The sequence below is a fragment of the Nocardia xishanensis NBRC 101358 genome (assembly GCF_001613365.1).
GTDB lineage: Bacteria > Actinomycetota > Actinomycetes > Mycobacteriales > Mycobacteriaceae > Nocardia > Nocardia xishanensis.
The window spans coordinates 23,457-49,852 of sequence record NZ_BDCF01000016.1 but is presented as its reverse complement, the minus strand read 5'-3'; the positions used below and the strand labels follow the sequence as shown (position 1 = coordinate 49,852).

The 26,396-nt window shown below is 67.6% G+C and carries 23 protein-coding genes; 13 read left to right on the top strand and 10 right to left on the bottom strand.

The window, feature by feature from the left end; all coding sequences use genetic code 11:
- Nucleotides 1-581: 581 nt before the first annotated feature.
- Nucleotides 582-1,043 carry a hypothetical protein gene (locus NX1_RS15115; RefSeq protein WP_068059072.1) on the bottom strand — a complete coding sequence of 154 codons (462 nt, stop codon included), beginning with the start codon at nucleotides 1,041-1,043 and terminating at the stop codon, nucleotides 582-584.
- A gap of 322 nt (nucleotides 1,044-1,365) precedes the next feature.
- Here NX1_RS15115 and NX1_RS15110 point away from each other — a divergent pair, with 322 nt between their 5' ends.
- Entirely contained in the window at nucleotides 1,366-2,556 is a 1,191-nt protein-coding gene (locus NX1_RS15110) for a helix-turn-helix domain-containing protein (RefSeq protein ID WP_068058874.1), read from the top strand.
- Between the two features lie 9 nt (nucleotides 2,557-2,565).
- On the opposite strand, the gene NX1_RS15105 is transcribed toward NX1_RS15110, so the two are convergent.
- The 5 genes from NX1_RS15105 to NX1_RS15085 form a co-directional block, all read right to left on the bottom strand.
- Nucleotides 2,566-3,162: a Uma2 family endonuclease gene (locus NX1_RS15105; RefSeq protein WP_068058872.1), complete on the bottom strand. Its 597-nt coding sequence runs from the start codon at nucleotides 3,160-3,162 to the stop codon at nucleotides 2,566-2,568.
- A gap of 50 nt (nucleotides 3,163-3,212) precedes the next feature.
- Nucleotides 3,213-3,851, bottom strand: a complete 639-nt coding sequence (locus tag NX1_RS15100; protein ID WP_157119767.1) for a DUF1707 SHOCT-like domain-containing protein — start codon at nucleotides 3,849-3,851, stop codon at nucleotides 3,213-3,215.
- Between the two features lie 141 nt (nucleotides 3,852-3,992).
- On the bottom strand, nucleotides 3,993-4,625 hold the full coding sequence (locus NX1_RS15095) for a response regulator (protein ID WP_068059069.1): 633 nt from the start codon (nucleotides 4,623-4,625) through the stop codon (nucleotides 3,993-3,995).
- Between the two features lie 32 nt (nucleotides 4,626-4,657).
- Nucleotides 4,658-5,890, bottom strand: a complete 1,233-nt coding sequence (macS, locus tag NX1_RS15090; RefSeq protein WP_084501460.1) for a MacS family sensor histidine kinase — start codon at nucleotides 5,888-5,890, stop codon at nucleotides 4,658-4,660.
- On the bottom strand, nucleotides 5,862-7,127 hold the full coding sequence (locus NX1_RS15085) for an AI-2E family transporter (protein ID WP_068058868.1): 1,266 nt from the start codon (nucleotides 7,125-7,127) through the stop codon (nucleotides 5,862-5,864). The genes macS and NX1_RS15085 overlap by 29 nt, the downstream gene beginning before the upstream one ends.
- A gap of 179 nt (nucleotides 7,128-7,306) precedes the next feature.
- Here NX1_RS15085 and NX1_RS15080 point away from each other — a divergent pair, with 179 nt between their 5' ends.
- The 3 genes from NX1_RS15080 to NX1_RS15070 all read left to right on the top strand — a co-directional run bounded on the left by NX1_RS15080 (nucleotide 7,307) and on the right by NX1_RS15070 (nucleotide 10,382).
- Nucleotides 7,307-8,827, top strand: a complete 1,521-nt coding sequence (locus NX1_RS15080; RefSeq protein ID WP_174555487.1) for an adenylate/guanylate cyclase domain-containing protein — start codon at nucleotides 7,307-7,309, stop codon at nucleotides 8,825-8,827.
- A gap of 4 nt (nucleotides 8,828-8,831) precedes the next feature.
- Nucleotides 8,832-9,926: a lysylphosphatidylglycerol synthase transmembrane domain-containing protein gene (locus NX1_RS15075; protein ID WP_068058866.1), complete on the top strand. Its 1,095-nt coding sequence runs from the start codon at nucleotides 8,832-8,834 to the stop codon at nucleotides 9,924-9,926.
- Between the two features lie 96 nt (nucleotides 9,927-10,022).
- The gene (locus NX1_RS15070; RefSeq protein ID WP_068058865.1) at nucleotides 10,023-10,382 is read left to right on the top strand and encodes a DUF3054 domain-containing protein; all 360 of its coding nucleotides are present in this window, start codon (nucleotides 10,023-10,025) and stop codon (nucleotides 10,380-10,382) included.
- Nucleotides 10,383-10,447: 65 nt separating this feature from the next.
- Here the strand turns inward: NX1_RS15070 and NX1_RS15065 are convergent, their stop codons facing one another.
- Nucleotides 10,448-12,058 carry an NTF2-like N-terminal transpeptidase domain-containing protein gene (locus tag NX1_RS15065; RefSeq protein ID WP_245668514.1) on the bottom strand — a complete coding sequence of 537 codons (1,611 nt, stop codon included), beginning with the start codon at nucleotides 12,056-12,058 and terminating at the stop codon, nucleotides 10,448-10,450.
- A gap of 442 nt (nucleotides 12,059-12,500) precedes the next feature.
- On the opposite strand from NX1_RS15065, the gene abmR reads away from it, so the two are divergent.
- On the top strand, nucleotides 12,501-13,082 hold the full coding sequence (abmR, locus tag NX1_RS15060) for an ATP-binding transcription factor AbmR (protein WP_068058861.1): 582 nt from the start codon (nucleotides 12,501-12,503) through the stop codon (nucleotides 13,080-13,082).
- Nucleotides 13,083-13,161: 79 nt separating this feature from the next.
- On the top strand, nucleotides 13,162-13,599 hold the full coding sequence (gene aroQ / locus NX1_RS15055) for a type II 3-dehydroquinate dehydratase (protein WP_068058859.1): 438 nt from the start codon (nucleotides 13,162-13,164) through the stop codon (nucleotides 13,597-13,599).
- Nucleotide 13,600: 1 nt separating this feature from the next.
- On the opposite strand, the gene NX1_RS15050 is transcribed toward aroQ, so the two are convergent.
- A complete protein-coding gene (locus tag NX1_RS15050) occupies nucleotides 13,601-14,047 on the bottom strand; it encodes a nitroreductase/quinone reductase family protein (RefSeq protein WP_068058857.1) in 447 nt (148 codons plus the stop codon).
- A gap of 711 nt (nucleotides 14,048-14,758) precedes the next feature.
- On the opposite strand from NX1_RS15050, the gene NX1_RS15040 reads away from it, so the two are divergent.
- From NX1_RS15040 to NX1_RS15020, 5 genes are all read left to right on the top strand, one after another.
- Nucleotides 14,759-15,049, top strand: coding sequence for a hypothetical protein (locus NX1_RS15040; protein ID WP_068058854.1), 291 nt, complete (start codon nucleotides 14,759-14,761; stop codon nucleotides 15,047-15,049).
- Nucleotides 15,050-15,324: 275 nt separating this feature from the next.
- Nucleotides 15,325-19,830: a DUF6531 domain-containing protein gene (locus NX1_RS15035; protein WP_068058852.1), complete on the top strand. Its 4,506-nt coding sequence runs from the start codon at nucleotides 15,325-15,327 to the stop codon at nucleotides 19,828-19,830.
- A gap of 107 nt (nucleotides 19,831-19,937) precedes the next feature.
- The gene (locus tag NX1_RS15030; protein ID WP_068058849.1) at nucleotides 19,938-20,867 is read left to right on the top strand and encodes an ABC transporter ATP-binding protein; all 930 of its coding nucleotides are present in this window, start codon (nucleotides 19,938-19,940) and stop codon (nucleotides 20,865-20,867) included.
- A complete protein-coding gene (locus NX1_RS15025) occupies nucleotides 20,864-21,715 on the top strand; it encodes an ABC transporter permease (protein WP_068058847.1) in 852 nt (283 codons plus the stop codon). The genes NX1_RS15030 and NX1_RS15025 overlap by 4 nt, the downstream gene beginning before the upstream one ends.
- Nucleotides 21,705-21,947 carry a helix-turn-helix transcriptional regulator gene (locus tag NX1_RS15020; RefSeq protein ID WP_174555485.1) on the top strand — a complete coding sequence of 81 codons (243 nt, stop codon included), beginning with the start codon at nucleotides 21,705-21,707 and terminating at the stop codon, nucleotides 21,945-21,947. Before NX1_RS15025 ends, NX1_RS15020 begins: the two co-directional genes overlap by 11 nt.
- Before the next feature lie 63 nt (nucleotides 21,948-22,010).
- On the opposite strand, the gene NX1_RS15015 is transcribed toward NX1_RS15020, so the two are convergent.
- On the bottom strand, nucleotides 22,011-22,901 hold the full coding sequence (locus NX1_RS15015) for an NAD(P)-dependent oxidoreductase (RefSeq protein ID WP_068058845.1): 891 nt from the start codon (nucleotides 22,899-22,901) through the stop codon (nucleotides 22,011-22,013).
- 137 nt (nucleotides 22,902-23,038) lie between these two features.
- On the opposite strand from NX1_RS15015, the gene NX1_RS15010 reads away from it, so the two are divergent.
- Both NX1_RS15010 and NX1_RS15005 read left to right on the top strand, forming a co-directional pair.
- Complete coding sequence (locus tag NX1_RS15010; RefSeq protein ID WP_068058843.1) at nucleotides 23,039-23,392, top strand: winged helix-turn-helix transcriptional regulator; 354 nt, start codon at nucleotides 23,039-23,041, stop codon at nucleotides 23,390-23,392.
- A gap of 71 nt (nucleotides 23,393-23,463) precedes the next feature.
- Nucleotides 23,464-24,579: a glycerate kinase gene (locus NX1_RS15005; protein ID WP_068058841.1), complete on the top strand. Its 1,116-nt coding sequence runs from the start codon at nucleotides 23,464-23,466 to the stop codon at nucleotides 24,577-24,579.
- A 178-nt stretch (nucleotides 24,580-24,757) separates the two neighbouring features.
- On the opposite strand, the gene NX1_RS15000 is transcribed toward NX1_RS15005, so the two are convergent.
- Entirely contained in the window at nucleotides 24,758-26,338 is a 1,581-nt protein-coding gene (locus tag NX1_RS15000; protein WP_068058839.1) for an alpha/beta hydrolase, read from the bottom strand.
- Nucleotides 26,339-26,396: the final 58 nt, after the last annotated feature.

The following is a 26,396-nucleotide window of genomic DNA, read 5'->3' as shown; positions in this document are numbered from 1 at the left end:
CCGTCGGCGGAAGAAGGGGCGGCGGAACAGCGGCCGCAGCCGAAACCCCACCCACTGCCGACACCGCACCCGGCCAACCCGACGGACCTGCACCACCAGGCGACCCGCCCTCTGTACCGGCCGAGCCGACACCGGCCGTAGCACCTCCGGCACCCGACCGCGCAGCCGCAGCCGAACCAGCCTCGATATCAGACGAACTCGACGGTCCTTCGGCGTCATCCGCGCCCGAACTCACGCTCGCAGGCGAGCCGGCCTCGGCCGCAGCCGGAATCACTTCCGCCACGCCCGGGGCCGCCGGGCCGCCTGACGTACCCGCGTCCGGGGCACGTTCCGGGGCCACCTGTTCGTGCAGCAGCGCCAGATCCCGCCCGAGTGCGCCCATCCGCGTCCCCAGCGCAGTGAACTCACCGGACAAGCGCGAGATCAGCGCCGGATCGAGAGATGTAGTCATGACCCCATGCTCGGCCCCTCATCCTTACCGAGCATGAGTAGAAACCCCCGGCCGATGCCCGATATCTACCCGATTTCGCCCAGACCGACCCCCAACCGGATGCCGGGTGGGGGCCGGTCGCGCCAGGCGGTCATGAGGCGGGCGCGGCCCGCATGCCGGTCACGTGATGGATAGCGCCGATAACCGCCGAACGCGGCGGCATACGCAGCACGCCTGCGTCGGGTTCGGACGCCCAATGCCAGCCGAGGCGAGAGTCTGTGCTCGGCAACAGCACGTGACGGCCGCCGGGAATCACGGTGACCTGATGTGCGGCCAGGCAGCGCCGGACGTGCACGTCGACCGGGGTGACCGGGCTCGGCGGGGTCACCAGGAACGTCCAGGTGCGGTCCCCGGGGTCGGCGACTACCGGGGCGGTCATCTGGCGGTCCAGCGTGGCGAGCACTTTACTGCCGAGATCCGGCGGCATAACGACGCCACCGAGCAGGCTGCCCGTGGTCACCACGGGTCGCCCGGCGAGCAGCTGGACCGGCAATCCGAACCTATGTCGGAGCAGGTGCGCCGCCTCGAGCGGGCTGTGACAGAGTTCGAACATGATGCTTCCCCTCACGCGATGACGTTGCTGTAGCTGATCGGCCGTCGACGTAATAGGTCGTGCACGTCACGACCGTGCGGGCGCAACTGTTCGGGTCGAGCGAGAAAAACTTGCGACGCGGTCGCGCGATCGGCGCGCCGGGCTCGCACAGTGGTGTTCGGCATCGTTGTCATTGCCGCCGCCCTTTGCATTCTCAAAGTTGCAGAAAGGCAACGGTATTCCAACCAGCGGCCAACGAGTCGTACGCAATGTCCCACTTCGGGTGAAGTCCATCCCGTAGCGTCGTACTCTGAAACCCAGATTTAACAAAGGACTTGGGTACATGGACGAATCGTCGATCGGGGTGCGGATCCGGCGCTTTCGCGGCAAAGCGCTCACGCAGCGCCAGCTCGCCGACCAAGCCGGTGTGAGCGTGGATCTCGTGCGCAAGCTCGAGCAAGGTGGACGCCAGACAGCCTCCATCGCGAGCCTGCAGAAACTGGCGCGCGCGCTCGATGTCGACATCTCCGATCTGATCGGCAAGCGCCACGGGATACCTTCCGGCAACCCGGACGCGGGCATCGTCGCCATCCGGCGCGCGTTGACCCCCGTTGACGATCTGCTCGGCGAGGTGCCCGAGGAGGAGGCGGTGAGCCTCGACGACGGCCGCCGCGCGGTCGACTACGCCTGGGGCGCGTATTGGGCGGGCCGCTACGAGTTGCTCACCACGATCCTGCCCGCCAGCCTCACCCAACTGCGCGCCACCGTGCACGCCGCGCGCAACGGCACGGTCGCCCCGGCCAACGAGCTGCTCGCCCGGATGTGCTGGGTCACCGGTTGCACCCTGGTGCATCTCGGGCACACCGATCCGGCGTTCCTCGCCATCCGCCAGGCGCTGGCCGCCGCCGAGCGCGGTGACGATCCGCTGCTGCTGGCGACCATCCGCGGGTCGGTGGCGTGGCAGCTGCTGGTGCAGGGCCGCTACGACGAATCGCGCCGGGTCGCCCTGCGCGCCGCGACGGATCTGGAGCCCGCGGGCGAGGTGCAGGCCGCGCACCTGTCCGCCTACGGTTCCCTCGTGCTCCAGGGCGCGACCGCGGCGGGCCGAGCCCAGAACGTGCCGGACGCGCTGTCGTTGGTCGAGGCGGCGAGCGAGATCGCGCTGCGCATCGGCGGCGACCGGCAGGACTACGAAACGTATTTCGGGCCTTCCCAGGTCGTCATGCAGACGGTGGACGTGAACGTCTCCTCCGAGCGCTATCCGGAGGCGCTGGCCGCGGCGAAGGAGATGCCCGCGAACAGCGGCCTGCCGCAGGCCTCGCGCGCCCGCCACCTCGCCGACACCGCGGTCGCCCTGACCAGGACCGGGCAGCACCAGCGCGCCCTCGACGCGCTGCTGAACGCCGAACGCGTCGGCGGCGTCGACTGGATCAAATACCAGTCCCTGCCCCGCCACATCGTCTCCGAGCTTCTCGACCACGACCGCCGAGTCCCGCTGCGCGCCTTCGCCCGCCGCATCGGCGTCAACACCTGACCGCCCGAACTACCAAGTCACCTCTGGCAATTCGATGTCGATCGAAAACGGCCGATCGACGACGACCCGTGACCGATGCACGCCGGTCGGCGCATAGCCGCCCTCCGGCAGCAGCTCGAATGTGTAGACGACGATGGCGTTCGACTCGTTCTCTACACGCCAGAAGCATTTGATTCCGGCCTCGGCGTACTGGGCGGGCCGAAGAATCCTGTCCTTGGTCCTCGTGCCGCGCGAGACGACCTCCACCACCAGGTGCACATCCTCCGGCCGAAAGGCGAGTGAATCCGCGGTAACGACGCTGCGGGACACCACGAGTAGATCCGGCTCCGGAACGGTCGACCCCAAGTCGACACCCTGCTCGCTCGCGATGACGGCCCAATCCGGAGCGATTCGGCGCAAGGCGAACTTGAGGATATCGATGACCTCGTTGTGCCAGTGGGTCGACGGCGCCATCATGACGACTTCACCGTCCAGGAGTTCGAACCGCGCATCGATCACTTCCATCAGTCGGGGTAGATCACGAGCAGTGAACCCGCCAGGCGGTGGAGTCGGAACCAGCACCATGTGACCCCTGATGGGCTCCTCGAAGTGCTCGGCGGCGGTCATATCAGGAGGCTACCTGCAGGTCGGCGCCCACGGCCAGGGCGCGGCACCTATCACTGCCCGAGCAGTTTGCGCCACTGGGCGATGAACGGGTGCTTGGCGGTGACCGACCCGAAGCGGACGCGGCCGTGCACGACGAGGTGCAGCGGGCCGATCGGAGGACCGGTGCGGACCTTGTTGTTGACGCTCGCGCCGATGAGGTCCAGACCGTTCATGTCGACGGTGGCCTCGGCGGGCACCACCAGGGTGAGCGAACTGCAGAAGTCGTCGACGCTCAACTCGACCACCTGGGTGGACATGACCGCCTCGGTGAAATCGAGAGTGACGCCCGCGAACCAGGTGTTCAGGTGCAGCGTAGGCGCGACATGCCACGGCCCGCGCCTGGTCACGCTCGACATGCGGCTTCGAATCACATTTCCCGCCGGGGCAGGCGGCATCGGCGGCCGATTCGCGAACGAGGGCGTCGAGTTCACGAACGTCGTGGGCCGAGCGGCGGGCTGCCCGATCAGGCGGACGCCGGGCAGGTCGATGAGCACGGCGTTGAGTTCGCCGCGGGTCTTGGCGGCCAGCGCGGTGTCCATCCGCTCGGTGAACTCGCCGAGCGAGAGCATTCCGAGGCCGACAGCCCGCTGCAGCAGCTGCCCGACGTGCTCGCGTTCGGCGTCGGAGACGCGCAGATCCCGATCGCCGATCGCGCCATCGGAGCCGACACCATTGGATATCGATTCGGATCCGCCCATGGCTTCGAGGCTACCGAGGGGCGCCGGTCTCGGCATCAGGGCGATCCCGGATTCCGGCGCGCGTCGTATCCTCCGTTGGTCGGACGACCCGGCCTACTCGAGCCCCTGTTCGATCGCGTACCTGGTGAGTTCGACCCGGTTGGCCAGCTGCAACTTCCGCAGCGTCGCCTGCACGTGGTTCTCCACCGTCCGGTGGCTCAACCCGAGTCGCGACGCGATTTGCTTGGCGGACAACCCTTTCGCCACCATCCGCAACACCTCGGTCTCCCGTTCGGTGAGCGCGGGCCGGTGTGGTGCGTCGGGTTCGGCGGGCGCGGTCGCCATCCGGCGGTACTCGCCGAGCACCAAACCCGCCAACCCGGGCGTGAACACCGGCTGACCCGCGGCGGTCGCGCGCACCGCGTCGATCAGTTCGGCCGCCGACGCGCTCTTGACCAGGTAACCGGACGCGCCCGCCTTGATCGCCTCGAGCACGTCGTCGCGCTCGGCCGACGCCGAGAGCACCAGCACCCGACTCTGCGGCGAGACCCGCAGCACCTCGGCGGTGGCGACGGCGCCGTTCCCATCCGGCAGCTGCATGTCCATCAGCACAACGGCGGGCCGCACCGCCGCGGCGCGCCTGGTGGCCGAACCGACGCCGTCGGCGGTCGCGACGACCACGAACCCGGCCTCGGCGAGATCGCGGGATACCCCGTCGCGCCACATCGGGTGATCGTCCACCACCATCACCGAAATGGGACCGGCCGCACCGTCATCGGTCACCGCACCGCTCCTTTCGCCGTACCGTTCATCGTGCCAGAAGCCCCAGGTCGGCGTGCGTCGCGCGGAATACGGAATTCCCATTCGACACCATCGCCCGCGCTGCCCTCGGTGAGCAGCTCCGCGATACCGCCGAGCGCGCCGACCCGCCCGACGATCGATCGCGAAACCCCCATCCGGCCTTCGGCTTCCGCCTCGGCGAGCCGGCCCGCGGCGATGCCGACACCGTCGTCGCGCACACTGACGATCAGCTCGTCGCCCATGTCCTCCAGCAGCACATAGGCTTTCGCGTCCGGCCCGGCGTGCAACTCGACGTTGACCAAGGCGGTGGCCACGGCGGCGGCGATTTCGCCTGCCGCCCAATGCCCTACCCACACCGGCTCGCCCGGCGTCGAGACGAACACCTTCGGCGTCGCGTGCACGGTCAGCAGCGGACGCAGATCCACCTCGGCGCCGCCCGCGTCCTCGCGCACGCCCTGCTCGGAGATCAGCACCCGAAGCGCCACCTCCTGCTCACCGGCGCGCAACGCCAGTTCCTCGGTGGGCCCGCCGATTTCGCTGCCACGCCGCTTGATGTAGCTGAGCACCTGGAGCACGCCGTCGTGCACTTCGCGGGCGAGCCGCTCACGCTCCTCGGCCGCCGCGGTCAGGCGAACCGCGCGCTGCAACTGCTCCTGCGCGCGCCGGGCCGTGTTGGCGGCCAGCCCGAGCGCGAGGCCCACCGAGACGAGCACCGGCGCCGTCGCGTCCGCCCACACGTCTTGCCCCCACTGGTCACGCACGGTGATGATCACCGCCGCGATCGACAGCCCGGACGCGATGCCCGCGACCGGACCGCGCAGGATCGCCGCCGAGATCACCGCGTTCGCCGCCCACATGGTCGTCGGCAGGGTCTGGTGCCCGTGATACCAGTCGTAGTCGGCGACCAGCCGGGTGGCGGCGATCAGCCCGATCACCACGAGGTGGTCGCCGATCACCACCCAGACCCGCACCCTGGCCACGTCGTCGCGCCACTGCGAGAGCATCAGCGCCGACAACCCGGACCAGACCACCATCAGCGCGATGAACACCCAGCTCAGACGCTGGTTCTGGTAGTAGGGCACGGACGCGATCTGCTGACCGACGGCGTACAGCAGCGTGACGAGCCGGAATGCCTGCACGGCCCGCCACAGCGGTGCGGTCGCCGCGTCGGCGGGGCTGATTTCAGTCGACGCGGTCGGGCTCATCGGCATCCAGCCGTCCGATGCCCGCGTCGCCGCCGCGCGCCTTGCTCAGCAGCGCGACTTCCTCGGCGAGCGTCGCCTCGACATCGAACCTCCCCGGATCCGGCCGGTCCGGTTCCGCCGAATACAGCCGGTGGTCGGCGGTCTGGAGTTCGCCGAACGCCTCCTCCGGGCTTCCGGCGAGCAGCGATCGGATGGCCGTGTTCATCACCGCGACGAACGGCACCGCGAACAGACCGCCCGCGATTCCGCCGAGCACGACGCCCGCCGCGATCGCCAGCACCACCGCCAGCGGATGGATGCTCACCGCCCGCCCGAGCAGCAATGGTTGCAGCACATGGCTTTCCAGCTGCATCACCGCGATGATGATGCCGAGCACGATCAGCGCCGTCACCAGTCCCTTGGTGACCAGCGCGATGAACACCGCGATGAATCCGGCGAGGAACGCGCCGATGATCGGGATGAACGCGCTGATGAAGACCAGCGAGGCCAGCGGAAGAGCCAACGGCACTCCGAGTATCGCCAGCCCGGCTCCTATACCGATGGCGTCGACGGCCGCGACCGCGACGGTGGCCCGCACGAAGCCGACCAGCGAGCCGAAGCCGAGCTGCCCGGCCAGCCGGACCCGTTCCCGGTGCGCGGTCGGCACGATCCGGGTGACGAACTCCCAGACCTGGTCGCCGCTGTAGAGGAAGAAGATCAGGATGAACAGAGTGAGGAAGGTTCCGGTCAATATGTGCCCGATCACCGTGGCCGTGGTGAGCGCACCGGAGGTGAGACTGTCCTGATTGGACTGGATCGTCTTGACAATGGCGTCGCCCGCGTTGCGAATCTGATCGTCGCTCAGGTGCGGCGGGCCGTTGATCAACCAGTCCTGGATCTTGTGGATGCTGCCGGTGAATTCGTCGGACAGCTGCGGCACGCCCGCGACGAACTGCTCGACGACGAAGGTCAGAATGCCTGCGACCAGCCCGAGCGAGCCGACCAGCGAGACGAACACCCCGACCCACCTCGGTATGCCGACTCGCTGCATCCAGTCCACCAGCGGCGCGAGCAGCGCGGCCGCCAGCAGCGCGATGGCCGTCGGAATGACGACGGTCGCCAGCCGCTGCACGATCGTCACCAGGGCGATCACCGCGACGAAGATGACCAGCAGACGCCAGGCCCACTCCGCGGTCTGCCGGACGATCGGGTGCACCGCGTCCGCGGCGGAATCCCGGCGGGGACGTTCCTCGAGCTCGGTCACCTCGTCGAGGGTAATGCGTACCCCCGCAGCTCCGGCCGTGCGCGGGCCATGGACTGACCGCGTCCGGCAGCGCCTTCTCCGCGTACGAGCTCGGAGCGTGAGACAGCCGCACGTGGACGAATGATCGAAACGCTAGATTAGGGGGCGTGTCAGCGCCCTTGGAAGCGGTCAAGCAGACCATGCACACGCGCTGGCCGCTTTACCTGACATCGATGCTGCTGGCCAACGCCTTCGGCGCGGTGCTGGTGTGGGCGTTCATCCAATACGGACTCCCCGTTCCGGAAGGCGAGGCGGCCGGCACTCGACGAACCGGTCTGCTCATCCCCGCACTCGTCTTCATCACCGGTGGATTGCTCAGCCTCGCCGCTTCCGCGTTGATGCTGCGACCGGTCATGCGGTGGCAGATGCGCGGCGGTCCGCCGAGCCGCCAGGAACAGATGGCCACACTGCACGCACCGCTTCGGCAGGCGATCCTGCATCTGGCGCTGTGGCTGATCGGCGGCGGCGTGCTGGCCGGGCTCATCATTTCCGATACGCCCGCGCTGGCGGGCGCGGTGATCGTCACCGAGTGCATGGCGGCGACCATCGTGTTCGGCTTCACCTACATGCTCGGCGAGCGCATCCTGCGTCCGGTCGCGGCGCAGGCGCTGACCGAGGGCACCTTCGATCACACCCTGACGCCGGGCGTCGGCACCAGGATGGCGATGACCTGGGGCATGGGCACCTTCGCGCCCACCATCGCCATCGTGCTGCTGTGCGTCACCCAGATCTCCTCGGAAGTGAAGTTCTCGGCCCAATCGCTGGCGATCTCGATCCTGCTGCTCTGCGGCGTGGTGATCCTGCAGGCGCTCGCGCTGTCGATGCTCACCGGTTCGAGCATCTCCGATCCGGTGCGCCAGCTCAGCCAAGCCATCGACCGGGTGCAGGAGGGCGCCCGCGACGTGCAGGTCGAGGTGTTCGACGGTAGCGAGATCGGCCTGCTCCAGGTGGGCTTCAACCGGATGATGGAGGAGGCGGCCAAGCGCCGCGAGCTCCAGGAGCTGTTCGGTCAGCACGTCGGCGAGGAAGTCGCGCAGCGCGCCCTCGACTACGGCACCGAGCTCGGCGGCGAGACCAGGTTCGTCGCGGTGCTGTTCGTCGACATGGTCGGCTCCACCGCCACCGCCGCCGAACGGCCGCCCACCGAGGTGGTCAGCCTGCTCAACGAGTTCTTCCGGATCGTGGTCGACGTGATCGACCGGCACCACGGGTTCGTCAACAAATTCGTCGGCGATGCCGCGCTCGCCATTTTCGGCGCGCCGCTGGACCGGCCGGACGCGCCTACCGCGGCGCTGGCGGCGGGTCGCGAACTCCGCGAGGCATTGCGCGAGGTCTCCGGCCTCGACATCGGGATCGGCGTGTCCGCGGGTTTGGCAGTCGCCGGAAATATCGGCGCCGCCAATCGTTTCGAATACACGGTGATCGGCGACCCGGTCAACGAGGCTTCCCGTTTGACCGAATTGGCCAAAGATCAACCCGGCCGCGTACTCGCCTCCGGCAGTGCGTTGTATTTCGCGGAGGAAAGCGAACAGCGGTTCTGGGTGGAAGGCGAAGAGGTGCAGTTGCGCGGCCGCCGCCGGAAAACCCGATTGGCTTGGCCGAAAGAAGGCGCCGACCCGCGCACCGATGCCGACGTTCGAACAGCGGATTCGTTAGGCTGACGGCGTGACGGCCAACGGGGACACAGCGGGCGAGCCTGCGCCGCGAGCGTCCACCGTCGAGCAAGGCCGAGGCAAATTCTGGTGGGTCAAATGGTTGCTGGGCGCGGCGCTGTTGGCCTTGTTGATCGGTGAAGCCGTCTATCTGTGGCCGCGGCTCAACGAATCATGGCGAAAACTGACCGAAATTCATTGGGGCTGGGTCGCGGCCTGCATCTGGTTCCAAGCGCTTTCGATGAGCGGATTCGGCCGGGTGCAGAAACAACTGCTGCACGCGGGCGGCGTCGATGTGAGTCAGCGCAAATCGGTGGCAGTCGTGTACGGCGCGACCGCGATGTCGGTGACCTTGCCCGCAGGCCAGGTGTTCTCCACCGCGTTCACCTACCGGCAGACCCGGCGCTGGGGCGCGAGTCCGATCGTGGCGTCCTGGCAGCTGGTCATCTCCGGTGTGATCGCGACGGCCGGGCTCGCGCTGCTCGGCGTCGGCGGCGCGCTGCTGGTCGGCAATCGGGTCGGACCGCTGAAGCTGGTGCTCTCGCTCGCCGCGGTGGCCGCCTTGATCTGGGCGGGCAACTACATCTCGAGCAACCCCGGCTCGCTGGAGAACGTGCTGCGACGGCTGCTCGCGCTGGTCAACCGGGTACGCAAGCGACCCGCCGACCACGGCATGAGCAAGGTCGCCGACATCCTGAGCCAGCTCGAGTCGGTGGATCTCGGCAAGCGCGACGGCTTCTGGGTGGCGGGCTGGGCGCTGGTGCACCGGTTCGGCGACGTCGCCTCGCTCGGCGCGGCCTGCTACGCCGTCGGCGCGGAACCGAAGCTCGCCGGCCTGCTCATCGCCTACGCCGCTGGCAAGGCCGTCGGCTCCATCCCGTTCGCGCCCGGCGGCATCGTGTACGTGGACGCGACCCTGATCTACGGTCTCACCGCGGGCGCGGGACTGCCCGCCGCCCAGGCGGTCGCCGCCGCCTTCGTCTACCGGCTGGTCAGCTTCATCCTCGTCGCCATCGTCGGCTGGATCGTCTTCGCCTTCCTCTTCCGCACACCCCAGGCCGACGACGCCGCCTACGAGAAGGAGTTCGAGACGCGGCGCACGCTCTGAACACCGCCCGCCGTCCCGGCCGAGTGACTGGACAGGGCCAGTATCGGATCGGTGTCGAGATCGAGATCGAAACGATGCCGCACTACGCTTGCGCCCGTGAAGAGACTGGTCCCGGTGGTGGTCGACGCGTTGTTGGTGATCTTGTTCTGCGTCATCGGCCGGCGCAGTCACGACGAGGCGGTGATCACGGGCCTGTTGAAGACGCTGTGGCCGTTCGCCATCGGACTGGCGATCGGGTGGGCCGTGGCGATCGCGGTGTGGCGCCGCGCGGGACGCACCGACGGAACCCTGCTGTGGCCGACGGGAGTCCTGGTGTGGCTCGGCACGCTGTGCGGCGGCATGGTGCTGCGCGCGATCAGCGGGCAGGGAGTCGCGTTCAGCTTCGTACTGGTCGCGGCCACCGTGCTCGCGCTGTTCCTGCTCGGCTGGCGCGCGGCGATCCGAGCGCTGAACTGATAGGCCGCCCGCGATAGCGCAATCCCTTCGGCGGACGGCTCGGCTCGTGAACCCGAGCGTGGCGATCACGGCTCCGGCGCGGCCAGCGACTGCAACATCCTCGCGGCCATCCGCGACGTGGCATTCCCGCTGTCGATGTCGTTGATGTGCACCGCGAACGCCAGATCGCCCATGTTCGCGATGAGCCAGCCGTCGTCGCCCGCTTTCGCCGCGTAGGCGATCACCGGGTACGGCCGCAGCGGCGACAGGTCCGGGGTGCCGGTGGCTTCGCGGAGCATGGTGCGCAGCCGTTCGGTCAGCTCGCCGCCCAGCGGCGTCAGCTGCGCGTCGGTGCCGCCCGTGCCTGCGACCTCGATCTTCGGCGCGGGCACCTCGCCGCGCGCGATCGACGCCGCCGCGATCGCCATCCCGAAGGGGCTGGCCAGCACCGCGTCCGACCCGCCGCCCTGGCGCACCTGCTCGGCGCTGCGTCCGGCAATGGCCAGTCGTCCGGTCACCTCGTCGAGACCTGGCACCTGGAAGTCGATGCCGATGCCGAGCCTGCTCGCGGCCTCCGCCGCGTCCTGCACCGAAACGTCCTGCGGGGCTTTGCCGTTACCGATGGCCGCGACGGCGCGGAACAGCTCGATATTGCCGCCCACCGGGTACAGGCCGGTGAACGCGATCGGACCGTGCTCGCTGGCGTAGCTGTTCTGCGCGACCGCGACCACCGCGCCGCTGGACGGCTGGATCGCCACGATGGTCGCGGGCGTCCCGACGCTCACCACCGCGTCCTCGGCGGCGCGCTGCAACCGCTGGTCCATGGTGGCGACGATGTCCGGTCCCGGCGGGCCCTGGTAGCCGGCGACCTGGCTGATGAATCGCCCGTCCGGCTCGAAGATCTGCACGCCCCAGCCGGAGTGCTCGTCCTGGCTGGTCTCCCAGACCTTGCGCAGCGCGTCCAGCTGCGGCGACCAGACCCGGCGGTCCGAGGAGATCAGCCGCGGGTGCTTCTCCATCACCACGCCGGGGATCGGCGCCATACGCGGCTCGAGAATCGCGAAGTCGCCCTCGCGCAGGTTGACCGCCACGATCGGCTTGCCCTGCGAGGACGCCAGCTGCTGCATCAGCGCGGGTCCGGTGATCAGCGGCGCGACCGGTTCGATGGCCTTGGCCAGCGCGTCGGTGGAGGCGACCGGGTCAGGCATCCGCGTCGGGTCGAGCTTGATCACGTTGATGACCTGCTCGTGCATCAGCGGCGCGCCGACCATGTCGAGGACCCGCGGTGGCGGGGTCGGCGTGGTGCGCACCAGCTTCACCGTGCGGTTGCCTTGTAACTGCGGCATCACGACCGACGGCTCCCATGAGATCCGCCAGCCGATCGCGAGCTTGCGTATCGTGCCCTGGATGCTGTAGCTCCAGTTCTTGTTCGCGCCGAAGCTCCAATCGACGTCCATGCTGAAGATCGCCGATTGCGAGTCGAGGCCGATGAACTGGGTCTTCTGGTAGTCGACCTTGCCTGGATGCAGACCCTCGAACATTTGCTTCAGGGTTGCCGAAGCGGCGTTCGGGTAGGAGGTGAGCTCCGATGCCTTCTTGTAATCCTGCTTGTCGAGGAGTTCGGTGAAGCGCTCGACGACAGCCGCGGGCTCGCTGGGCTCCTCACGAAACCCGCAGGAGCCCATGGTGACTGCCACAGCCGCCACTCCCGCGAGTGCTAGCGCGCCCCTTACGCGAAAGCGGCGAAATCCCCTCACATCCATGTCGCCCACTCTTCACTCTTGTCACTCCAGCAACAAGACCACCGTACCTGAAATGAATCTCTTTGCGACGTCCCGGTGATCGGGCTGTTACCCATGCTCAGCATTGTCAATTGTGCCCGAAAACGCGTGTCGAAGGTCCCGATCGATAACGGTAGCCAGTCACAAGGCGATAACCGGCGCCGCTACCGTACCTGCCGAAACGCCGACGCGGGCAAGAACCCTCCCGGTCGGTGATCCACCCCGAACAGAGCGCGCCCAGCACGGTGCGACCTCCCAGGAGTACCCCTTCCCCACCCTGTTCACGCAGAGCGGAACCACCGCACACCCTTGCGGCGTAATCTTGTAATCATTGCAACAACTGCAAAGGAGATTCGCCATGAGGCACGAACACCGCGGACGAGGTTTCGGACGCCCCGGCGGCTGGCAGCAGGCCGACCTCCCTGATCCCGCCGATGTGCCCGACTGGTTCGCCGGAAGATTGCCCAGCGACTGGTTCGTCGGCAAACCGGTCATCGAAGTCGACCGTGACGAGATCGTCGTCATCGGCGAACTGCCACTGCCCAAGCCCGAGGCCTCCGACGCGCCCACCGAGAAAATCCCGGCCGCGACAAAAGAGGGCGCCGTCGCCCGCTTCCGCGAATCCACCCGTCCGGCGCGGATGCAGATCGCGGGCGAGGCCCAGCACCGCTACGGCCGTAACGTGGCGTGGGGCGTTTCGGTGGACGGGGAACGAATCATGTTCACCCAGCTCGCCGTTCCGGTGATGACGCGGCTGCGCCAACCCGAGCGAAAGGTGCTCGACACCCTCGTCGATTCCGGCGTCGCCCGCTCGCGCTCCGACGCGCTGGCCTGGACGGTGAAGCTGGCGGGCAAGCACGCCGAGGCATGGCTCGAGGAGCTGCGCACGGCGATGCGCAAGGTCGATGATCTGCGGTCGGAGGGCCCGAAGGGTCTGTGAGCCGGGGGTTCGCGAGCCGGGCGGTCCGGCTCGGCCCGGGCGCGGTTCGGCTTGCGGCCGCGCCCATTAGGGTTGGCCCATGGCCGACATCGCCCCGATCCTGGTCCTCAACGGGCCGAACCTGAACATGCTCGGCACCCGCCAGCCCGAGGTGTACGGATCGGCCACGCTCGACGACGTGGTCGAACTGTGCGAAAGGACCGCGGCGAGGTTCGACAGGAAGATCGCGGCGTTCCAGTCCAATCATGAAGGCGCGCTGATCGATCGGATCCACCAGGCGCGGGGCGCGGAGTCTGCGATCGTCATCAATCCCGGCGGGCTCACCCACACTTCGGTCGCATTGCGCGACGCGCTGGTGATTCCCGAGGTGCCGATCGTGGAGGTGCACATCAGCAATGTGCACGCCCGCGAGGAATTCCGGCACCACTCCTTCATCTCTCCCATTGCCACCGCGGTGATCGCTGGCATGGGAATTCAGGGCTACGCCGCCGCTATCGAATTCCTCGCCACCCGCTGATTCACGCGATACGGAAAACCGGGAAACCCGGTGCGATGGCAGCCAGTTCGGCGTCGCTCGCGTCCTTGGTGACGCCATCGAAGAAGCGGCCGACCTCCCAGCCCCACTTCTCCAGGTACAACCGCAGCACCGGCACCTTGTCCGCGTCGGCCACCTCGGTGGCCGAGAACGGCTGCACCTTGCGCCCGAGCCGCAGCTCGCCCTCACCCGCGACCCGCAGGTTCCGCACCCACTGCGTGTGCCCGCGCGGCGCGACCAGGTAGCTCGTACCGGTCTCGTCCACGAGCAGGTTCACCATCGTCGTCCGCCACTCTCCGCTCTTACGGCCGCGCACGGCGAGCAGCCGCGATCCCGCGATGCTGATTCCGAGCTTGGGCAGCCAGTTGAAGATGCGGTTCATGACGGGGTCGAGGCCGGTGGGGGCGACGTAGCGGGTGGCGGCGTTCATGGCTACTCCTTCGTGAGCACTGCTCTCTGTTGAGAACAATGATCCACGCCTGCGCGCGCAAAGTCAAGAGCAGTGCTCTCTTTTCTGTCAGTGTGGGAGTCCGCGCCACCGCGATGCGACGTACGCCACGAACCACGCGTCAGGCAGCGCGCCGTCGCAACTCGGCGGGCACACCAGCGTGTGGGTGTTGGGCACACCAGCCGAATAGCGCACCGATCGCGATTAGCTACCGCAGTACGCCGTAAACGCTTCGGCCACCGGAGGCCGAATTCGCGTTCACCTCTCGGGAAGTGGAATCAGTTCGAGATGCTCCGCGACCATCGGCTCGGCGGCGCTGCCGCGTTCGGCGACCAGATCGACCCCACCACCGTGCGAGACCAGCCATCTACCACACACGCAGCGCAAATAGCGGACAGAGCGATGCGAGGAAACGAGCATCGGCGAGGACCAGGAGCAGGTGGGGCAGGTGTCGGGCATAGCTAAGGCTGAATAACGAAGAGACGGAAGGCAACGACCAGCGCGGCGTGGCGTCGAACTGATCGGAAAAGCGGGCGGTGACCGGAGAGACGGCGACAGCGTCATCGACGGCCTCGAGATGCTCTGCCCTTCATGAGCTCTGCTGGACGAACTGCGCTACTTCGGGCAAGAATCGACGAGCGCGTACGGGCGCGGTCGCTCGATCCGGATCTTTCGATTTCGCAGGGAGAATTGGTGACGCTTTCCGCAAGAATTGTTCGCCGTATCGAGAACGACTTCTCCGAGGACGAGATCGCGGTCATCACACAGCTTCTCGGGGAAGTCGTGGAAGCGGTCGGCCGCGGCCGCCCGGTGGTCGAGGAGAGGATCGCCGCCGCCATCCTCCTCTACAGCCGAGGGGACGCCGACAGATTCGCTCGCGCCGCGCTCGATGCGCAACAGGACTGGCGGGATCTGATGATCGATGTCGGACTGGCCGATGCGGGCTGGGAACAGCGCATCGATGCGGAATTCGGCAACCCTTGAGCCGCTGACGTTTCCAACCCTCCCATCCCGGACAAGCCGCTAGTATCACGATCGGCAGCTCTGGGAGTTGAGCGGTCGTGTCAGGCGCCGGTAGTTACCGGCCGGGGGAGGTACAGCATTGTGCGCGACGAGTTCGTCGTGGACCGGAACGGGGTCGGCACCGACAACGAGCTCGACGCTCGGAGAGCTCGGGCGTCAGCCGCAGCTCGAACGTTGAACAGGACGGGTATTTTCACCGCCGCCACGGTGCAGCTCGCGAAGTACGGATCGGCGAAGTGACCGACGACTCGAATTCGCTGATCGCCCAACGCGACGACTCCACCGAGTGGTACACCGGCGTCAGCCTCTTCGAATCCGTCAACGACCTCTCCGATGCCATCTCGTCGGGCTCCTGGATCGAGGCGGGGCTCGGCATCGCCGGGATCGGCGCCGAAGTCGCCTCGGTCGTCGTCGACCCGCTCGGCACCCTCGCCTCATACGGCGTCGGCTTCCTGATCGAGCATGTCGAACCGCTGTCCGAAGCGCTGGATTGGGTGGCAGGCGATCCCGACCAGATCGCGGCCTACGCCGAAACGTGGTCCAACGTCTCGGACAAGGTCGGCGAAACCGTTGCCACCCATCGGACGGCGCTCGAGCAGGACATCGCCGACTGGTCCGGAGCCGCCGCGGGCGCCTACAAGGCTCGCGGCCGAGAGACCGCCGACGCACTCGCGGCGGCGCAATCCGCCGCGGCAGCCGCGTCGAACGCGATCGAGATGGCGGGTGGAATCGTCGCCGCGGTCCGAACGACGGTGCGAGACATCGTCGCTCAGGCGGTCGGACGGCTCGCCGCATGGGCGGCCGAAGCCTTGTTCTCGTTCGGTGTGGCCACCCCGGTGATCGCCGCCCAGGCCACCACCTATGTCGCCAAAACCCTCACCACCATCGCGAACCTTTTCCAGAAGCTGGCCAGGACCATGGCCAAGCTGACCCCGCTGTTGAGGCGTCTGAAAGGCGTGTTCGGGGATATCGCGAAGAAGCTGCGTGGCAAGTCGTCCGGGACGGCCGACACGACTCCGGCCGCGGCGAAGCCTCCGAAAGGCAAGCCCGACAACACCGACACGAAACCGCAATCCGCCGACGGCGCAGAGCCGGAGTCGAATGCGCCGTCGAGCAAACCGGATTCGTCCCAGCCGGATACCGGCAAGGCCGACACGGACAAAGAGGCCACGGACCAGGCCCGTAAGAACGACCCGCGGGACAACCAGAAAGAGGCCGATCGGACCGAATGCGGTGACCCGGTGGACGCCGCCACCGGCGAATTCCTGCTCCCGGCGACCGATATCGAGCTGCCAGGGCTGTTGCCGTTGACGCTGAACCGAATGCACCGCTCCGGCTACCGGTTCGGGCGATGGTTCGGGCCCTCTTGGTCATGCACTTTCGATGTTCGGGTGATCGTCGACCAGCAGGGCGTGACCTTCGTCGGCGAGGACGGGCTCCTGCTCACCTACCCGCACGCAGGCCCCGGCGTACCGGTATTGCCCGCCAACGGCGGTCAGCGCTGGCCGATGACGCGCACGGAATCCGGCGGCTACCAGGTTCACGAGCCCGATCGTGAAATCACTTGGCAGTTCTTCCCCTCCGCGGATCGCGTCGGCGCGCTGCTGGACAGCTACTCGATCACCTCGATCGTCGACCGGTACCGCAACCGCATCCTTTTCAGCTACGACGCCGACGGCAACCCCGCCGAGGTGTCGCATTCCGGTGGTTACCGGGTGCGCGTGGACACCGCCGACGACCGCATCACCGCGCTGACCGTCCTAGGCGCGAATCCGACAGACGCCGAGACCAAGGTCCGTGAATTCGTCTACGAGTCCGGCGAATTGGTGTCGGTGACCAACGGCGTCCGCGCTGTCACCAGGTTCACCTACGACGACGAGCACCGCATGCTGTCGTGGAAGGACTCCAACGGCAACCAACTCGTCAACATGTACGACGAGGCTGGTCGCGTCGTCCGGCAGCGTGGTAACTCCGGCATCGTCAACGCCGAATTCGACTACTTCACCTCCCATGACGGCGCCACCCGACGGACCCTGCACACCGACTCCCTCGGCGCCACCACCACCTACGTCTTCGATGCCGACCTGCGGCTACGAGAACGCGTCGATCCCGGCGGGGCGTGCACTCGCACCGAATACAACTCCGACCGTCGCCCCACGAAAGTCATCGGCCCCGACGGTGCGACGAAGACATACCGCTACAACGCTGACGGCGACCTAACCACCATCGTTCGCCCCGACGGTCACCGGATCGACATCGACTATCACGCCCGCGATCGGCCATGCCGTGTCGTAACCGCGGACGGCGCTGTCTACCAGCAGGAATACGACGACAACGGCGACCGCGTCGCGGTCATCGACCCGGCCGGAATCCGCACCGAATACACCTACCACTCCACCGGTGCGATCGCCACGATCAGGCAAGCCACCGGTGCGATCACGAATATCGCGGTCGACGGCGCAGGGCTGCCCATCGCGGTCACCGACTCAGGCGGCGGTCACACACGTGTCGACCGCGACCACCTCGGTCGGCCGGTCAGCGTCACCGATCCCCTAGGCGCGGTCACCCGTTACCAATGGAACGGCGAAAGCAAACTCCTGCGCCGCACCGGTCCCGAGGGTCAGGACGAGTTATGGAGCTATGACGGCGAGAACAACCTCGTCCTGCACGCCGACCCCAACCAGGGCATTACCCGCTACCAGTACGGCGCGTTCGACCTGCTCAACCAAAAGTGGGATCCGACCGGTGCGGTCACCCGATACACCTGGGATACCGAACAGCGACTCACCAGCGTAATCAACCCTTTGGGGCAGACCTGGCGCTACATCTACGACCCCGCCGGACGCCTGATCTCCGAAACCGACTACACCGGCGCCACAACCACTCTCACTCACGACCGGGCGGGACGCGTCGAGACGGTCACTCCCGCGACCGGAGTCACCCGGCGCTATTCCTACGATTCGCTCGGCCGCCTCACCGGCATCGAGGCCGACACGGGCGAATGGTTGTCGTACTCCTACGACCTCGCCGGGCGAACCCGCACCGCTGTGTCCGGGGCCGGCGACACGACCGTTCACACCGTCGAGTTCGGCTACGCCGCCGACGGTCGGCTCATCGCGCAGCGTGTCGACGGACGACTCCCGACGATCTACCACTACGACGAAACGGGGGCGCGCACCCGCCGCACCAGCCCCACCGGTTCCGAAACCCACTGGCGGCACGACATCACCGGCCGCGTCCGAACCCTTGCCACGGACGGCCACAGCATCGAATTCACTTACAATCCGGCGGGTTGCCTCACGGCATGGGCCGTCGACGCCCTCACCATCGCCCGAAGGGTGAGTAGCACCGGCCTGCTCACCGCCCAAGACGTCATCGCCGTACCGCGCGCTCTGGCTCCGGACACGAACCTCCGGCCGGTCGCCGATCCGGCGGCACGCCCCATCCGCCACGACGAATACACCTACCGCGCGGATGGATACCCCGTCTGCCACAGGACGATTCGCCCCGGTAAGAACCCACGGCACCGCCGCTACGACCTCGATCGAATCGGACGCGTCACGGCGGTCGTCGACAACGGCACGACCACAGAGCAATACGCCTACGATCAACTGAACAACGTCATACGCGCCCAAACATTCACGGCCTCAGTGAATTTCACCGATGCCGAAGCTACCGGTCCGATCACCGTCGAACATGCTCTGGACACGAACGGCGGACGCCGCGAATTCCATAACAACCTTCTGGTCCGAGACGGCCGCACACGGTATCACTACGACGCCGCAGGGCGTCTCGTCCGAAGAACGCGCACCCGCCTCTCCCGTAGACCGGATGTCTGGCATTACCGCTACAACGCCTTCGACCAGCTCACCGACGTCTGGACTCCCGACCACCGACACTGGCACTACACCTACGACGCGCTCGGCCGCCGCACCACCAAACAACACATCAGCGGCGACCACACCGCCATCCCAGACCGGACCGACTACACCTGGGACGGCACCCACCTCATCGAAGAAACGACCGCGCGGTCGACGACGCGGTGGAGTTACCAGCCGGGCACATACACTCCCCTCACCCAGGCCACCGAACAGTCGGCATACGACCGCGAATTCTTCGCCGTCATCACCGATTTGGTCGGTACACCGATCGAGCTGATCGATCCGAGCACCGGCGACACGGCCGCCACCGCCACCATCGATCTGTGGGGCCGCGCCGGCTGGTACGGCACCGCGAGCACCCCCCTCCGGTTTCCCGGTCAGTACTACGACGCCGAGACCGGCCTCCACTACAACCATCACCGCCAGTACGACCCGGGTACCGGACGCTTCCTCACCCGTGACCCTCTCGGACTCGCGCCTGCCGCCAACCCCAACACCTATCCCCACAACCCCACGGCATGGCTGGATCCACTCGGCCTGTCCTGTACCGACAATCCTTCGAGTCCTCGGATTCCAGAGGGCGAGATACCGGTCATAGGCCGCCTGCAAGACACGAGCGTCGCCATCGACTGGCCGGGGCATCACGTACTGGACGTGGACGACTGGACCCTGGAGCTGAACGACCAATGGGTCCAATCGATCATCAACGAGAACCGCGTGGTCTACGTGGCGTCGCCGCAGACCCCTGCGACGTTGGTGCACCCGACACACGGTCAAACGGTTTTCGCTCGTGAGCTCGAACAATTCAGGAATGCGGGCTATCGGCAGGTCGGCGACTACCTGTTTCCCCCTGGCAGCTAGCCGGCTCGACACGCCACGACCAAGATCGGCCGTCGAATAAAGCATTGTTCCCTCGAGATGTAGTAGTTATGCTACGAATCATCTGGTCCACACAACGGGAGGGTGCCATGACTGTGGGCGATGGCGTCGTGATCCAAGTCGAGGGTCTGCGAATGCGGTACGGCGCGAAAGACGTCCTGCACGGTGTCGGCTTCCACGCTCGGCACGGTGAAGTGCTGGCCCTGCTCGGGCCCAACGGCGCGGGCAAGACCACCACTATCGAGATACTCGAAGGCTTCCGCATCCGGTCAGCGGGGCGGGTCGAGGTGCTCGGCGCCGATCCGGCGCACGGCGGCGAGGATTGGCGCGCCCGCATCGGCGTCGTCCTGCAATCGTGGCGCGATCACGGCAAATGGCGTGTGCGCGAACTGCTTTCCAATCTCGGCGGTTACTACGCGCCGTACGGCACCGAGCGAATCCGCAGGCCGTGGGATACCGACGAACTCATCGAGGCCGTCGGCCTGACCGAACAGGCAGGCACGAAGATCATGTCCCTGTCCGGCGGTCAGCGACGCAGGCTCGACGTGGCCATCGGCATCGTCGGCCGCCCGGAACTGCTGTTCCTCGACGAGCCGACGGCCGGTTTCGATCCCCAGGCCCGGCGCGAATTCCACGACCTCATCCACCGTTTGGCCGACGAACTGCAAACCACGATCCTGCTCACCACGCACGATCTGGACGAGGCCGAGAAGCTGGCCGATCGCATCCTGATCCTGGCGGGCGGGCGGATCATCGCGGACGGTTCGGCCGACGAACTGTCCCGCCGCATCGCGGGCGAAGCCGAGGTGCGCTGGACTCGCGACGGCCAGCGCTTCGTGCACACCACCACCGAGTCGACCAAGTTCGTCTACGAGCTGTTCAAGCAGTACGGCGAGGAGATCGGCGAACTCGAGGTGCGGCGCGCGTCGCTCGAGGACACGTATATGACACTGGTGCGGCAGTTCGAATCCGGACAGCTGGAGAACGAGGTCCACGCCTTGGAGGAGGTGACGCGATGAACCCGATCACGAACGCGGTCCGCGCGGGCTTGGCTCGCGGAGTGATCGAGTTGCGCCAGACGGTGACCAACGGCCAGGATCTGTTCGGCTTGCTGTTCTGGCCGGTCATCATGGTGGTCGTGCTGATCTTCATGCGCGACGCGACGTTCGGCTCGAGCGGCTTCATGCTCGGGACGCTCGCGCTGCCAAGCATTCTCGGCATGCTGATCTCGTTCAACGGCATCTTCGGCATCGCCCAGCTGCTGAGCATGGAGCGCGAGGACGGAACCTTGTTGCGCGCCAAGGCGACTCCGAACGGCATGGTCGGCTACCTGGTCGGCAAGGTGGTCACGGTGTCGGGCTGGGTGCTCGTGCCGTTCGTCATCGTGCTCGTTCCAGGATTGTTCGTGGTGGGCGATGTCGCGCTGAACACCGCGGGCGCGTGGCTGTCGCTGATCGGCATCGTGCTGCTCGGCATGCTGGCCACGCTGCCCATCGGCGCGTCCATCGGTTCGCTGTTCGCCAACCCGCGCGGGGTGGGTTTCGCGTCCATGCCCATCATGGGCCTGGTCGCGGTATCGGGCATCTTCTACCCGATCACCTCGATGCCGGGCTGGGTGCAGGGAATCGCCCAGTGCTTCCCGATCTACTGGCTCGGCCTCGGCATGCGCGCGGCGATGTTGCCGGACGAGGCGGCGGCCGTCGAACTCGGCGGCTCCTGGCGACACATGGAAACCATTGCGGTGCTTGGTATCTGGGCCGCTGCGGGATTCGTCCTCGCGCCGATCCTGTTGCGCAGGATGGCTCGGCGGGAATCGGGTTCCAGCGTCGCCGCCCGACGCGAGAAGGCCATGCAGCGTGCCTACTGAGGTCATCTACAACCGGATCGCCATGCTGCGCGCCGAGCGCGGCATCTCCCGGCGCGAGCTGGCGGAGGCGCTCGGCGTGCACTATCAGACGATCGGTTACCTCGAGCGCGGCGAATACAGCCCGAGCCTGCACCTCGCGCTGCGCATCGCGGAGTACTTCGAGGTGGCGGTGGAGGTCGTGTTCTCCACCGCCCCGTTCCCCCGTCTCGGCTCCGGGTCCGAAACCGCTTGAGTCAGTGGGCGAATGCTGCTCCGAGGCCGATGACGAACACCGAGCGAGACGCGTCCGGGCGGCTCACACCGCGTCCGCCGCGCGCTCGCCCAGCATGAGCTCGTAGGTGGAGACCGCCCTGCCGCGCTCCTCGCTGGCGGCGATGGCCTTGCGCCAGAACGACTGTGCGGTGTGCGAGAAGGTGGCGTCGACGCCGACCTCCTCGCTGGCGTCGATGATGTGCTGCGCGCCCGCGTCCATCATCTTCAAACTGGCCAGGTCGGCCCAGCCGCCCGCCTGGTTGGCGACGGAGAACTCCTGCATGAAGTACGGGAACGCCTCGCTGGACCGCACCGCGAACGGCACGAACTGCGCGATGTCGTGGCCCGACTTCGCGATCACGGCGGTGGCCTGGTCGAAGGCCAGCAGCCACGGGTGGAAGATGACGAGCAGCGCCTGGTAGAAGATCTGGGCCAGACCGTCGTCCTCGCCGAGGTACTCCTGCGGGCTCAGCGGGCGCAGCAGCTCGGCGTGCGCGTCGAACACCTCGCGCGGACCGCTGTAGAAGATGTAGGACGCGGGATGGGTGATGTTGTCGCCCGCCGACATGACGCCGCCCGAGATGAACTGGGCGCCGCGCTCACGCACCCACGCCGCGCCACGGCGGGCTTTCTCCGGCGAATCCGACGACAGATTGGCGATCACCTTGCCCGCCAGCCGGTCCTCGGCCTGGCCGAGCACGTCGTACATGGCGGCGTAGTGGGTCAGGCTGAGCACGGTCACCTCGTTGGCGTCCAGCGCGTCGGCGACCGTCGCGGCCCGCTTCGCGCCGAGTTCGACCATCGCGTCGACCTTGGCGGTGCTGCGATTCCAGACGGTCACCTCGACGCCCGCGTCGAGGAAGGCCCGCACCATCGCCTGGCCCATCGGACCGAGGCCGATGACGGAAACGGAACGGGTGGACTGCTCGGACATTGTGTGCCCCTTCGGTTCTGGATTGCTGGTTCGCGGCGCCGGAACCGATGGTCGTCTGCGCAGGTAGAGTCGACAAGACCGTACGTCGAGGTGGGGATACTTACCTCGAGGTCCGAAATATGGTCAGGAGGTCGGCGATGAACGGCAAGAGTGACGCGGATCACGATGTGTGCGGCATGTCGGTCGCGATCGACGTCGTCGGCGGCAAATGGAAACTGCACCTGATGTGGGTGCTCGGCGCGGGCCCGCAACGCTTCGGCGAAATCCGGCGCCTGCTGGAAGGCGTCAGCGAGAAGGTCCTCGCCGAAAATCTGCGCCAGCTGGAGTCGAGCGGCGTCGTGCACCGCGAGGTGTTCCCGGAGATCCCGCCGCGCGTCGAGTACTCGCTGACCCCGATCGGCCACGAGCTCGCGGCGGCGCTGCGCCCGCTCGAGGAGTGGGGCGACAAGCACCGGGTGGAACTGCTCGGGAATCTCGCGTCGGTCGGCTGAGGACACAGAAGAACCCACAACGCGGACTGCCGCGGCGCGCGGTGGTTCGAGCTCGAGCCGAGAATGTGGGAATGAATCCTGCGCCACGGGTGCTGCTCGCGCCCGACAAGTTCAAGGGTTCGCTGCCCGCATCGGCGGTAGCGGGCGCGCTGGCGGCCGGGATCGCGGCGACGCGACCGGACACGGAGATCCGGCAGGTTCCGGTCGCCGACGGCGGTGAGGGCACCGTCGACGCGTTCGTCGCCGCCGGATGGGAGCGGGTCGAGTCGATCGCGCCGGGGCCGACCGGCGTGCCCGCGCCTGCGTCCTACGCGGTGCGGGGCGATACCGCCGTCGTGGAGTTGGCCGAGGTCGTCGGCCTGTCGAAACTGCCTGGGGAACAATTCGATCCGCTCGGCGCGGGGACCGAGGGGCTCGGCGTGCTCATCGCCGACGCACTGGAGCGTGGCGCCACGCACATCGTGCTCGGCTTGGGCGGCAGCGCGTCCACCGACGGTGGCGCGGGTCTGCTGCGCGCGCTCGGCGTCCGCGTCCTCGATGCCGAAGGCCGTGAATTGCCCTCGGGCGGAGGCGCTTTGACCTGTGCGGCACACATCGATCGCGGCGGATTGCACCCCGCGGCGGCCGCTGCCCGCTTCACGCTCGCTTGCGATGTGGACAATCCGCTGCTCGGGCCGAACGGCGCGGTCGCGGTGTACGCGCCACAGAAGGGCGCCGACGCCGCACAGCGAGCGATTCTCGAAGCGGCGCTGACTAATTGGGCGCGGCTTGTCGGCACGGAATTCGCCGAGAGGCCGGGTGCCGGAGCGGCGGGCGGCACAGGCTTCGGCGCGCTCGCGGTGCTCGGCGCACAGGTGCGCAGCGGCATCGAGGTGCTGCTCGAACTCCTCGACTTCCCCTCGCTGCTCCGCGACGCGACGCTCGTGGTGACGGGCGAGGGCTCGCTCGATACCCAAAGCCTGCACGGCAAGGCACCCATCGGCGTCTGCGCGGCGGCGCGCGCCGCCGGTGTCCCGGCCGTCGCGGTCGCGGGCCGCGTTCAGCTCGAACCGGACGCACTGCGCACCGCAGGCTTCACCGCCTGCTACTCGCTCAGCGACTTGGAACCGGACCCGACTCGCTCCATGGCTAACGCCGCACAACTGCTCGAACGAATCGGCGTCCGCATCGCCGAGCGGCACCTCTGAACGGCACACGACACCAGCTCATTCGACATCCGAACAGCGCATTTCCACCGCATGGCGCCGGACCTGCCATATCGGGCGTCGCACACCTTCCGCACACCTCGCAGAGGCTCTGCGGTCTGCGAGGCGTGCAAAGGCTATGCGACCCCGGACCTGGGCGGGAAACCGGGAGGTACAGGCGTCACCGGCTCGGCAGCGGCGCCTGTTCGGCGTGGCTGATGGTGACCTCTCCGGTGCGCAGATACGTGAGCACCGCGTCGTCGACCGCGGGGTTGCCGCGGCCGAAGGTGCCGTGGTCGCCTCCTTCGACGGTGATCAGCGAACCCTGGAGCGCCCGTGCCATCGCCGGGCCGCCTTCGTATTGCGTGAGTGCGTCGTATCTGCTTTGCAGCAGAAGCGGTTTCGTGCGCAGGGCGGCGCCGCTGAGCGGAACCGGTTCGGCGACGGGCCGCCAGCCTCCGCAGCTGAGGCCGGCGCGAACCAGGTCGGCGCGGGCGTCCATGGCGTTGCCGCCGGAGGCGATGGTGCCGATGGCTGCGCCGATCAGTTCCGGGCGGCCCGGCACCGCGTTCTCGTTGCAGGTGATCGCGGAGAAGACGAAGCGGCCGGTGGGGTCGGTGGCGGTGGCGCCCTCGATGGCGAGCAGCCGCTGCACGTTGGCGGGATCGCCGTTGGCGTCGGACATCGCTCGCGCGAAAGTCGGCCAGAACGAACGAGTGTAGGTCGCCACCGCGGTCGCACCGACCAGCGGCACCTGTGCCGAGCCGCCGCCGGAGATCAAGGTGCGCAACAGGTTCTGGAGTTTGCCGCCCTGTTCGACGGTGCCGTTGAAGCCGTCGCGGGCGAGCTCGGCCAGCGGCTCGGGCAGTTCGCCCGGCAGGTCGGCCACGCTAGCGGGCGGCGGCGTCAGATTGGCGTACCAGCCGCCGCCCTGCGCGGAGACCAACCGCACCCAGTTCTGGTAGACGCGCAATGCCGTGTCGCCGAGCCGGTAATCGCCGTTGTGCTCGGCGATCCAGGCGAACAGGTCGTCGAGGCGCTGCTTGCCCGCGGCCTGTTGCTGGGCGAACTCCTCGTTCCACACCCAGTCCGGGTGCACATTGGAGTCGAGCACCATGCGCTCCACCCGGTCCGGGAACAGCGAGGCGTAGACCGCGCCGAGGTAGGTGCCGTACGAGGTGCCGAGATAGCTGATCCGCTCGATGCCGAGGGCGGCGCGCACCGCGTCCATGTCGCGGGCGGTGTTCTCGGTGGTGATGGTGTCCAGGTAGCCGGGCTGCGCGGCGTCGCAGGCCGCTTTGATCTCGTCGCGGCTACCACCGCCGATCGAAACCTGCTGTCCCTCCGCATTTTCCGGGCCGGATGCACAGCGCAGCGGTGTAGCCCAGCGCAGCCCGCGCGGCTGCACGGCGACGCGGTCGTAGTGGGCGTTCAATTCGGCGGGCACGACCTCGAGGCGCTGCGCCCAGAACCCGAGCGCGTCCGCACCGGGACCGCCCGGGTTGGCGAAGATGAGGCCGTGCCGTTCGCCGGTGGCGGCGATCCGGCTGACGGTGAGATCGATACGCGGGCCGTCGGGTTCGGAGTGATTCATCGGCACGCTGATCACGGCGCACTGCGCGCCCGATCCCGCCGGCACCGAACCCTCCGGGCAGGATCCGAAAATCGGTGCGGCGCTAGCGAATCCCGTCACCACCGATCCGGCGAGCAGTCCGGCCGCGGCGAGCGCGGCGGCCACCCGTGAAATACGCGTCCTCATCATGTTTTCGCACCTCCGCCGAACCGCCGCTCTCGGCAAAGCGCACGGCGCGACCAAGAGC

Excerpts from the sequence above, each read along its gene's own strand:
- aroQ (WP_068058859.1), top strand. The coding sequence starts at position 13,162 with ATGGCCGACATCGCCCCGATCCTGGTCCTCAACGGGCCGAACCTGAAC.
- NX1_RS15030 (WP_068058849.1), top strand. The coding sequence starts at position 19,938 with ATGACTGTGGGCGATGGCGTCGTGATCCAAGTCGAGGGTCTGCGAATG.
- NX1_RS15050 (WP_068058857.1), bottom strand. The coding sequence starts at position 14,047 with ATGAACGCCGCCACCCGCTACGTCGCCCCCACCGGCCTCGACCCCGTC.
- NX1_RS15000 (WP_068058839.1), bottom strand. The coding sequence starts at position 26,338 with ATGATGAGGACGCGTATTTCACGGGTGGCCGCCGCGCTCGCCGCGGCC.
- NX1_RS15010 (WP_068058843.1), top strand. The coding sequence starts at position 23,039 with ATGAACGGCAAGAGTGACGCGGATCACGATGTGTGCGGCATGTCGGTC.
- NX1_RS15015 (WP_068058845.1), bottom strand. The coding sequence starts at position 22,901 with ATGTCCGAGCAGTCCACCCGTTCCGTTTCCGTCATCGGCCTCGGTCCG.
- NX1_RS15095 (WP_068059069.1), bottom strand. The coding sequence starts at position 4,625 with ATGGTGGTGGACGATCACCCGATGTGGCGCGACGGGGTATCCCGCGAT.
- NX1_RS15110 (WP_068058874.1), top strand. The coding sequence starts at position 1,366 with ATGGACGAATCGTCGATCGGGGTGCGGATCCGGCGCTTTCGCGGCAAA.
- NX1_RS15105 (WP_068058872.1), bottom strand. The coding sequence starts at position 3,162 with ATGACCGCCGCCGAGCACTTCGAGGAGCCCATCAGGGGTCACATGGTG.
- NX1_RS15115 (WP_068059072.1), bottom strand. The coding sequence starts at position 1,043 with ATGTTCGAACTCTGTCACAGCCCGCTCGAGGCGGCGCACCTGCTCCGA.
- macS (WP_084501460.1), bottom strand. The coding sequence starts at position 5,890 with ATGCCGATGAGCCCGACCGCGTCGACTGAAATCAGCCCCGCCGACGCG.
- NX1_RS15080 (WP_174555487.1), top strand. The coding sequence starts at position 7,307 with ATGCACACGCGCTGGCCGCTTTACCTGACATCGATGCTGCTGGCCAAC.
- NX1_RS15005 (WP_068058841.1), top strand. The coding sequence starts at position 23,464 with ATGAATCCTGCGCCACGGGTGCTGCTCGCGCCCGACAAGTTCAAGGGT.
- abmR (WP_068058861.1), top strand. The coding sequence starts at position 12,501 with ATGAGGCACGAACACCGCGGACGAGGTTTCGGACGCCCCGGCGGCTGG.
- NX1_RS15025 (WP_068058847.1), top strand. The coding sequence starts at position 20,864 with ATGAACCCGATCACGAACGCGGTCCGCGCGGGCTTGGCTCGCGGAGTG.